This is a genomic window from Gilliamella sp. CG35 (assembly GCF_046635745.1).
Taxonomy (GTDB): Bacteria; Pseudomonadota; Gammaproteobacteria; order Enterobacterales; family Orbaceae; genus Gilliamella; species Gilliamella apicola_I.
The window spans coordinates 1-1,825 of sequence record NZ_JBIDFH010000034.1 but is presented as its reverse complement, the minus strand read 5'-3'; the positions used below and the strand labels follow the sequence as shown (position 1 = coordinate 1,825).

Sequence of the window (1,825 nt, the reverse complement as noted above, 5' to 3'; positions counted from 1 at the left end):
CGTTTGACAGTATGGCAATGGCAATTAATGACTTTATGGTTGCCATGTTTGGTGCTAATGTTGCTATTCAGTTAGAAAAAAAGAAGATTTATTATGTCAAAAAAATGCGTAAATATTTGGAAGATGTCAAAAATAGCTCTCTCCCTGCGCATGTATTGGAAACATTAATTAAGCCCCGATGCCGCGAAATTTATCTGTCGGTGGCATTGCCCCATTACAAACCAAAAGTGAGTCATTACGAAGGGGTGCTTCGCGCTTATAATCATGACTATCAAGAGCCCATTACCTTGCACATAAGCAAAGGAGATTTATACCCAATTTTAACCTTTGCCGATAGCTCAGCCACGGATTTATTAATTAAACGGGAAGTCCCATTAAAGCCTGAAACAGATGAAGATAGTTTAGAAATAAGTCAAATAGGTAAAGTTGAAGCCTATGGTGATGCGATTGATAAAGAAACATTTAAAAAATTAGGTTATTTTAAAATTGTTTATAAAATGGGCGAATTTTGTTATGACGGCATTGAAGAGCTTTATTTACAAATTAATTACTGGCCACAGGGCAAAACGTCGACAAATAGCAAAAATCAAACCGTCACCAATAAACCGTTGGTGTTTATTGACAGTTACAAACATCATCACTCCAAATTGGGCGGATTTTAAGAATATCAGGAGAACCACATTGAAAACATTAACTAAATTCACCTTACTAACATTAATCACCTGTTCACTGTTAGGTTGTTATAACAAAGAAAAACTAAGAGAGCATATTCAAAAAGAATATGATAGGGCAAGATCAATCACCAAAACTAAAGGTGACTTTTGCTATTTTCTCGGTTCAGTAAAACTACCGTATACGGATGAACCGGTATTAGAAAGTGATATTCAGTGGGATATTTGGAATAAAAATAGATTATTTAAAACGTTACCGTTGTTTGCAGAATTAGGCTTATTAAGCCAAACGCCAGTAGAAGGGCAATCAGGCATTTATCGCTATGACTTAACCGATTTGGGGCGTGAATACTGGTTTCAATCTATTGATGATAGAGATAAAGACCTTATTTATAATAGTTCATTTTGCTATGGCCCTAAAAAAATAGTGAAAGTAAAAGATATAACAGAAAAAACGTATGAAAGTGGGTTATATCGAAAAAATCAAACAAATGTGGATGTAAAAATTGATTATCAGGTATTAGATACGCCTGATTGGGCATTAAATAATCAAGATAAGCTTAATGCCTTATATACAGTAAAAGTAAAATTGCCAGGAAAAAATTATCCAGAAACTGTTACTTTTATAAAAGGCGATGACGGTGAGTTATATCATGAAGCTTTAGCCTATTTACTAATTAAACCTTAGAAGCACACAATGAAAAAATTAACTAAATTCACCTTACTGACATTAATCACCTGTTCACTGTTAGGTTGTTATAACAAAGAAAAACTAAGAGAGCACATTCAAAAAGAATATGAAAGGTCAATGTCGTTAACCAAAACCAAAGGCAATTTATGCTATTATCTCGGTTCAGTAAAACTTCCGTATACTGATGAACCGGTATTAGAAAGTGACAGTCAATGGACGGTTTGGAATAAAGAAGACCTGACACGAACCTTACCACTGTTTGCTGAATTAGGCTTATTAAGCCAAACACCGGTAGAAGGTCAATCAGGCATTTATCGCTATGACTTAACCGATTTGGGACGTGAATACTGGTTTCAATCTATTGATAATAGAGGGAATAGCGGAAGGAAACCTTTTTACAATAGTTCATTTTGCTATGGCCCTAAAAAAATAGTAAAAGTAAAAGATATAACAGAAAAAACGT

At 34.2% G+C, this 1,825-nt stretch carries 3 protein-coding genes; all 3 read left to right on the top strand.

Annotation, left to right across the window (positions count from 1 at the left end; all coding sequences use genetic code 11):
• The coding region (locus ACGH4F_RS09520) for a hypothetical protein (RefSeq protein ID WP_411591012.1) at nucleotides 1–662 on the top strand (662 nt) is incomplete at its 5' end.
• Nucleotides 663–681: 19 nt separating this feature from the next.
• Entirely contained in the window at nucleotides 682–1,359 is a 678-nt protein-coding gene (locus ACGH4F_RS09515; protein WP_411591010.1) for a hypothetical protein, read from the top strand.
• Between the two features lie 9 nt (nucleotides 1,360–1,368).
• A partial coding sequence (locus ACGH4F_RS09510) for a hypothetical protein (protein ID WP_411591008.1) occupies nucleotides 1,369–1,825 on the top strand: 457 nt, incomplete at its 3' end.